The 6,254-nt window shown below is 73.4% G+C and carries 8 protein-coding genes; 5 read left to right on the forward strand and 3 right to left on the reverse strand.

What is annotated here, in order from left to right:
- Nucleotides 1–377: HEAT repeat domain-containing protein (locus tag AB0J39_RS37290; RefSeq protein ID WP_363473545.1), on the forward strand; the 377-nt coding region annotated here is incomplete at its 5' end.
- Nucleotides 378–444: 67 nt separating this feature from the next.
- On the opposite strand, the gene AB0J39_RS37295 is transcribed toward AB0J39_RS37290, so the two are convergent.
- Nucleotides 445–1,410, reverse strand: a complete 966-nt coding sequence (locus AB0J39_RS37295; RefSeq protein WP_363473547.1) for a helix-turn-helix domain-containing protein — start codon at nt 1,408–1,410, stop codon at nt 445–447.
- Nucleotides 1,411–1,530: 120 nt separating this feature from the next.
- On the opposite strand from AB0J39_RS37295, the gene AB0J39_RS37300 reads away from it, so the two are divergent.
- Both AB0J39_RS37300 and AB0J39_RS37305 read left to right on the forward strand, forming a co-directional pair.
- A complete protein-coding gene (locus AB0J39_RS37300; RefSeq protein WP_363473549.1) occupies nt 1,531–2,757 on the forward strand; it encodes an MFS transporter in 1,227 nt (408 codons plus the stop codon).
- Nucleotides 2,758–2,875: 118 nt separating this feature from the next.
- A complete protein-coding gene (locus AB0J39_RS37305) occupies nt 2,876–3,043 on the forward strand; it encodes a hypothetical protein (protein ID WP_363473551.1) in 168 nt (55 codons plus the stop codon).
- Between the two features lie 51 nt (nt 3,044–3,094).
- Here AB0J39_RS37305 and AB0J39_RS37310 read toward each other — a convergent pair whose 3' ends face one another.
- The gene (locus tag AB0J39_RS37310) at nt 3,095–4,201 is read right to left on the reverse strand and encodes a putative sulfate exporter family transporter (RefSeq protein WP_363473553.1); all 1,107 of its coding nucleotides are present in this window, start codon (nt 4,199–4,201) and stop codon (nt 3,095–3,097) included.
- A complete protein-coding gene (locus AB0J39_RS37315; RefSeq protein ID WP_169984971.1) occupies nt 4,201–4,338 on the reverse strand; it encodes a hypothetical protein in 138 nt (45 codons plus the stop codon). Before AB0J39_RS37315 ends, AB0J39_RS37310 begins: the two co-directional genes overlap by 1 nt.
- A 138-nt stretch (nt 4,339–4,476) precedes the next feature.
- Between AB0J39_RS37315 and AB0J39_RS37320 the strand changes: the two genes are divergently transcribed.
- Both AB0J39_RS37320 and AB0J39_RS37325 read left to right on the forward strand, forming a co-directional pair.
- Nucleotides 4,477–5,817 (forward strand): lanthionine synthetase LanC family protein, encoded by a 1,341-nt coding sequence (locus tag AB0J39_RS37320; protein WP_363473555.1) that lies wholly within the window; start codon nt 4,477–4,479, stop codon nt 5,815–5,817.
- 21 nt (nt 5,818–5,838) lie between these two features.
- On the forward strand, nt 5,839–6,254 hold a 416-nt coding region (locus tag AB0J39_RS37325; protein ID WP_363473558.1), incomplete at its 3' end, for a molybdopterin-dependent oxidoreductase.

Genomic DNA, 6,254 nt, shown 5'->3' on the forward strand with positions numbered 1-6,254 from the left:
CCGACGCCGACCCGCTCGTCCGGGCGGCGGCCCTGGAGGCGTCCGCCGGGCTCGGCGCTCTCGAATCGGGCTTCGCGGAGACGGCTGTGCGGGCCCTGGCCGATCCGGCGTGGCAGGTGCGGGTGGGCGCGGCGCGCGGACTCGCCGCCGCCGATCCCGCTCTGGCGGTGGAACCGCTGGTGGCGGCGCTGGCCGACCCCCATCTCGACGTGCGCAAGGCCGTGGTGCTCGTGCTGTCCGCGTGGGCGGCGCGGCCCGAGGTGGCCGCGGCCCTGCACGGCGCTCTCGGCGATTCCGACGCCGACGTCCGCGCCTACGCCCGCAGGGCGCTGGACGCCCCGCACGCCGTCACGGCCGTGGTCCCCGCCGTGGTGTGAAGCGAGAGAGCCCGCGCCGTCCTCGCGGCGGCCGGGCCGTACGGGATGGGGAGCGGCACGGGTGATCTCAGGCCACGGACTCCACGACCCGGAAGGTCTGGCGATAGGCCGTGGGGGAGACACCCAGCGCGGCGGTGAGGTGCTGGCGGAGGGAGGCGCCGGTGCCGAACCCGGCCTCGGCGGCGACGCGATCCACGGGCAGGTCGGTGCTCTCCAGCAGCCGGCGGGCGAGTTCGACGCGCTGCCGGGTGAGCCACTGGCCCGGAGTCACGCCGACCTCCTCGCGGAAGCGGCGGGTGAACGTGCGCACGCTCATCCGGGCATGCCCGGCCAGCTCCCGGAGTGAGATCGGCCGGTGCAGGTTCTCGAGGGCCCATGCCCGGGCCGCCGACGTGGACATGTCGGTCATCGCCGGGACGGGCCGTTCGACGTACTGTGCCTGGCCGCCCTCGCGCCACGGGGGGACGACGCAGCGCCGGGCGACCCGCTGGGCGACCGCGGCGCCATGGTCGCGGCGCACGACGTGCAGGCACAGGTCGATGCCGGAGGCCACGCCCGCCGAGGTCAGCACGTCGCCGTCGTCCGTGAACAGCACGCCGGCGTCCAGCCGCACGTTCGGGAACATCCGCCGGAAGCGGTCGGCCTCGTTCCAGTGCGTGGTCGCGGGCCGGCCGTCGAGCAGGCCGGCCGCGGCCAGCACGAAGGCCGCGGTGCAGATGGACACCAGTCGCACGCCGGGGCGAAGACGGGTCAGGACCTCGGCGACCGGCGCGGGCAGCCAGTCGGACGCGTCCTGTCCCACAGGGGTGAAAGGGGGAATGACCACGGTGTCGGCTGTCGCGATGACGTCGACGTCATGGTCCACCGTGATCGAGAAATCCGCGTCGGTTCGGACCGTACGGCTGACACCGCAGGTCAGGACCTCATAGAGCGGCGCGCCGTCCGCTCCTGCGGCGATGCTGAAGATTCGCTGCGGGATGCTCAGCTCGAACGGATACACGCCCTCCAGGGCCAGGATCACGACTCGGTGCATGGCCAGATTCTTTCACAGGGTGGCCATCCGGCCACTCGTGAGGGGGGCGGCGTGAGCGGCACCATGGCGGTCCGGCGGGCCTGAAGGCCCGCCCACGCAACTGCCAACGGAGGGTTAGTCATGCCTGTCGGGCTCCTCGCCCTGGCCCTGGGAGGTTTCGGCATCGGGCTCACCGAGTTCGGGATCGTGGGGTTGCTGCCCCAGATAGCGGCGGACCTCGGAGTGAGCGAACCGGTCGCCGGTCATCTCGTCTCCGGGTACGCGCTGAGCGTCGCGGTCGGTGCCGTCGCGCTGACCGCGGCGGTCGGCCGGTTCGAGCGCAAAAAGGTGCTGCTGGCGCTGATGCTCCTGTTCATCGCCGGCAACCTGATCTCCGCGCTCGCGCCGGGTTATGCCGTACTGATGGTGGGCCGGATCGTCGCGGCCCTGTGCCATGGCGCGTTCTTCGGCGTCGGCTCGGTGGTCGCCGCCGACCTCGTCGCCCCCCACCGGCGGGCCGGCGCGATCGCGCTGATGTTCGCCGGTCTGACCGTGGCGAACGTGGTCGGGGTTCCGCTCGGCACCCTGCTCGGCGAGCGGCTCGGCTGGCGTTCGACGTTCTGGGCGCTCACGATCATCGGCGTCGTCACCCTGGCCGGCATCCGGCTGCTCGTGCCGACGACTCCGGTTGCGGCCGGGAACGGCCTGCGCGGCGAGCTCGGCGCCTTCCGCCGGCCGCAGGTCTGGGTCTCCCTCGCCGTCAGCGTCCTCGCCTTCGGCGGCGTGATCGGCGCGTTCACCTACATCGCGTTCACGCTCACCGAGGTCAGCGGATTCGCCGTCACCGTTGTGCCCTGGCTGCTGGTGCTCTTCGGGGTGGGCACGTTCGCGGGCAACCACCTCGGCGGCAGGTTCGCCGACCGGGCCCTGAACGCCTCCCTGATCACGATCATGGCGGTGACCACCGTGGTTCTCGCGGTGTTCGCGCTGACGGCGCACAGCAAGGTCATGGCGACCGTCTCGCTGCTGCTGATGGGCACGGCGGGGCTGGCCACCGCGCCCGGGCTCCAGCTCCGGACCATGAAGTACGCCCAGGACGCCCCGGCGCTGGCTTCGGGTGCCAACATCGCGGCCTTCAACGTCGGCAACGCCCTCGGCGCGTGGCTGGGCGGGCTGGCGATCGCCGCAGGTCACGGCTTCGTCTCCCCCCTGTGGGTGGGTGCCGGCGTCACGGCCGCCGGGCTGGCCGTCCTCGCGGCCGGTTCGACGCGGCCGCGGAGCCGGGCGTCGGCCGCGCCGCCGGAGTCCGCGTCGGCGGCACCCTCCTCGCCGTGCCGCTTCCGCCGCCCGGCCGCTGAGACCGACTGACCCGCGCAGCGGGATCGAATCCCAGCATTGCCCACCAATTATGTGGAGAATCTGCCACGATGGGACCGTGTTCGATTTCGACCGTACAGCGTCATCCGTTGGCCTGCCTGCGGACGCCGTGGGCAGCCGCGCCGAGTTCCCCGAGGCCCCCCGGGACCCCTTCCCGGGCGACACGCACTGGTACGACCTGCCGGACGACGACGCCGCGCCGGAGGAGGACGAGGAGGAGGACGAGGCCGGAGCTGGGGCCCGGTGGCGTCCCCGGCGTCTCCCGCGGCGACGCTGACGGGATTCCACCGGGCCCGGCCGGGGCTCGGGGGATCTTCGGGCACCGCCTTCAGGTGACGGTGAAGCCGCTGAACAGGAGCGTGGCGAGCCCAAGGGCCAGCAGGACGTTGGCCACGGTGGCGGCGGCGAAGACGACGACCGGACGCCAGCCGGCCTCCCTGAGCGAGGCCACCCTGAACTCCAGGCCGATGCTGACGAAGGCCAGGATGAGGAACCAGGTGCGCAGGTCGTTGGCGACGCCGATGACCGCCTTGCCCTCGGCCGCGCCGACGGTGGACAGATACCAGGTGGCCAGCACCGAGGCCGCCACGAAGCCGAGCACGAACTTCGGGAACCGCCGCCACAGCTCGCCCGCGCCCGGCCGTTCGGCGCCGGGACGGCGCTCGATGCGGAAGGCGAACCACGCGGTCAGCGCGACCACCACGACGCCGATCAGGGCGTTCTGGGTGATCTTGACGATGGTCGCGACCGCCAGCGCGTTCTCGCCCGCGAGCGTGCCCGCCGCGGTCACCGCCGCCGTCGTGTCGATGTTGCCGCCGATCCAGGCGCCCGCCACCTCCGGGCTCAGGTTCAGCGCCGAGGCCAGCGCGGGGAGGACGAAGATGGACGGAAGGGCGAACGCGATCACCAGGCTCGCGCTGTAGGCGAGCTGCTCGCGCCTGGCCTGAACGGCTCCCGCCGCCGCGATGGCCGCGCTGACGCCGCAGATGGACACCGCGGCCGACAGCAGCGCCCGCAGTCTGTCGTCGAGCCCGAGGCGCCCTCCGAGCCACCAGGTGAACAGGAACACCGCGCTGATCAGCACGATGCCCTGGAGGATCGCGGGGCCGGCCGCGGTGACGATCACCTTCAGGTTGATCGATGCTCCGAGGAGCACGAGCCCTGTCTTGATGAAGAACTCCGTGCGGAAGCCGGCCGACAGACGGTCGCGCAGCCCGGTCGCGGTGAGCACCGCGTTGCCCAGCAGGCCGAGGGCGATCGCGTAGACGGGGAACTCGATCGCCTTGGCCAGGCCGGAGCCCGCGAACCACTCGGGCACGCCCTTCTCCAGGGCCCTGGTGCCCGCGGCGAGGGCGAGGACGACGAGGACGCCCAGGGCGGGCCACTGCCACGCCGGGGCCCGCGTCGCGGCGGGGACGGCCGCCTCGCTGCTCATCACGGCACCAGCCCCGTCGGGATCACGCCGGTGATGACCAGCACGAGGAGGACGAGGCCGACGATGGTGGCGGCCCAGTCCTCGTTGATCGCGGCACGGGTGTGCTCGCCGACGGTCGGGGGGTGTTCGTCGCTCACGCCGGACGCCTTTCTCTGGAGTGCGAGTGTTCGGCTCGACTGTGGAGCGGAAATACCAATCAAGTCAATAGGGAATACAGGAAAACCGTCCCGGCATATAGTTGCTATTACCTACCAGGTTTGTGGGATACTCCGTGCATGGGCCCGGACCCGATCCGCTCCTCCGGTGAGCGCGCAGACACTCCGCTGACGGCCGCCATCATGGCGGGACGCTGGATCCGTACGGCCGCGGTCGACGACGAGCACGGCAGGCGATGGCGGGCCAACCCCGACCCGCACGGCAGGCCGGCCGCACCCGGCGGATCCGGCGGGCCCGCGTCCCTGCACTCCGCGTCTTTGAACTCCGGGGCGGCCGGGATCGTGCTGTTCTTCCTGGAGCTCGCCGCCGGCACCGGGCACGAGGCCTACCTGGAGGACGCCCGCGCCGGCGCCCGCTACCTCGCGGCGACGTGGCGGCGGCAGGCCGACGTGTCGCTCCACCACGGCCTGGCCGGCGTCGTCCTCGCGCTGACCGAGGCCGGCTGGGTGCTCGGCGAGGAGCGGTTCGAGGCGGCGGCGGTCGCGGCCGCCGACAGGATCGTCCGCGGCGCCCGTGCGATGGACGACGGCGGGATCGGCTGGTCGGGGGATCCCACCCCGCGCGGCGACGGCGGCGTCGTCCTGGGACTGCTGCGTGCCGCGGCGGCGCTCGGCGTGCCGGCCTACGAGGAGATGGCGATCGAGGCGGGACGCCGGATCGCGCGGCTGACCGCGCCCCGCGAGCGGCCCGCGGCGTGCCCGGCCCTGCCCGCCGAGGCGGCCCCGCCCGGATTCCTGGCCGGCACGGCCGGGACGGCGTTCCTCCTCGCCCGCCTCTACGGCGCGACGGGTGAGGAGTCGTTCCTCGACGCGGCACGCCGTGGCGCGGGCCTCGTCCGGGCCGCGGGCGTCACGACCGGGCGCGGGGTGCTGGTCGGCGACCACCTGGGCTACTGCTCGGGGTCCGCCGGCATCGCCCGCATGTTCTACGAGCTGTATCGGGTGACCGGCGACAGCGGCGACCTGGAGTGGGTGAAGCGGCTGGCGAGGGGCGTCAGGGAGTCCGGCGCGCCCTTCCGGCAGACGGCGGGGCTGTGGAACGTCGCCTGTCAGTGCTGCGGCACCGCGGGGCTGATCGAGCTGTACGTGGGGTTGTGGGCGGCGACGGGGGAGCAGGAACACCTGGAGTTCGCCCGCAGGCTCGCCGACCACCTGATCGGCCGGGCGACCGGCTACGACGGCAGGGGATACCGCTGGTACCAGGCGTACCGGCGGCACCGCCCCGGCGAGGTGACGGCCGACACCGGCTACCTGACCGGGGCGGCGGGGATCGGGGCGGCCCTGCTGCACCTGGACGCGGCGGGGCAGGCGGACCGGCCGCGCCGCGTGATCCTGCTGCCGGACAACCCCTTTCCGCCCATTCCCGTGCCGGCCGTCGCCCTGCGGAGGCCGGCCGGCTGACAGCGCAGGTGAGGAGGGCGCATGGACGTACGGTCCACCACCGCCGAGGACGGCCGGGACCCCGGCCGTACGATGCCCGGGGCGAGGGGGGCGGCGCAGGCGCCGCCCGTGCGGCCCGGCATCCGCAAACCCCTGCCGCCACGCCTGTTCGCCGTGCACGGCACGAATGCGGAGATGCGCTGGGAGGCGCTGCGCGGCGCCGGCTACCTGACGCCGGACGACCTGTTCTTCGTCCGCAACCACACCGCGACACCGCTGATCGACGCGGCCGCCTGGCGGCTCACGCTGTGGGGCAGCGGGCTGGACGGCCGGCCGGTCGCGTTCACCTACCGGGACATCCTCGGCATGCCGGCCGAGACCGTGACCGCGTTCATCGAGTGCGCCGGCAACGGCCGCAGCCTGTACGGCGAGCAGCAGGGCCAGGAGGCGCCGGGCAC

The sequence above is a fragment of the Microbispora sp. NPDC049633 genome (assembly GCF_040675265.1).
GTDB classification, from domain to species: Bacteria; Actinomycetota; Actinomycetes; order Streptosporangiales; family Streptosporangiaceae; genus Microbispora; species Microbispora maris.

Excerpts from the sequence above, each read along its gene's own strand:
- AB0J39_RS37295 (WP_363473547.1), bottom strand. The coding sequence starts at position 1,410 with ATGCACCGAGTCGTGATCCTGGCCCTGGAGGGCGTGTATCCGTTCGAG.
- AB0J39_RS37300 (WP_363473549.1), top strand. The coding sequence starts at position 1,531 with ATGCCTGTCGGGCTCCTCGCCCTGGCCCTGGGAGGTTTCGGCATCGGG.
- AB0J39_RS37310 (WP_363473553.1), bottom strand. The coding sequence starts at position 4,201 with ATGAGCAGCGAGGCGGCCGTCCCCGCCGCGACGCGGGCCCCGGCGTGG.
- AB0J39_RS37320 (WP_363473555.1), top strand. The coding sequence starts at position 4,477 with ATGGGCCCGGACCCGATCCGCTCCTCCGGTGAGCGCGCAGACACTCCG.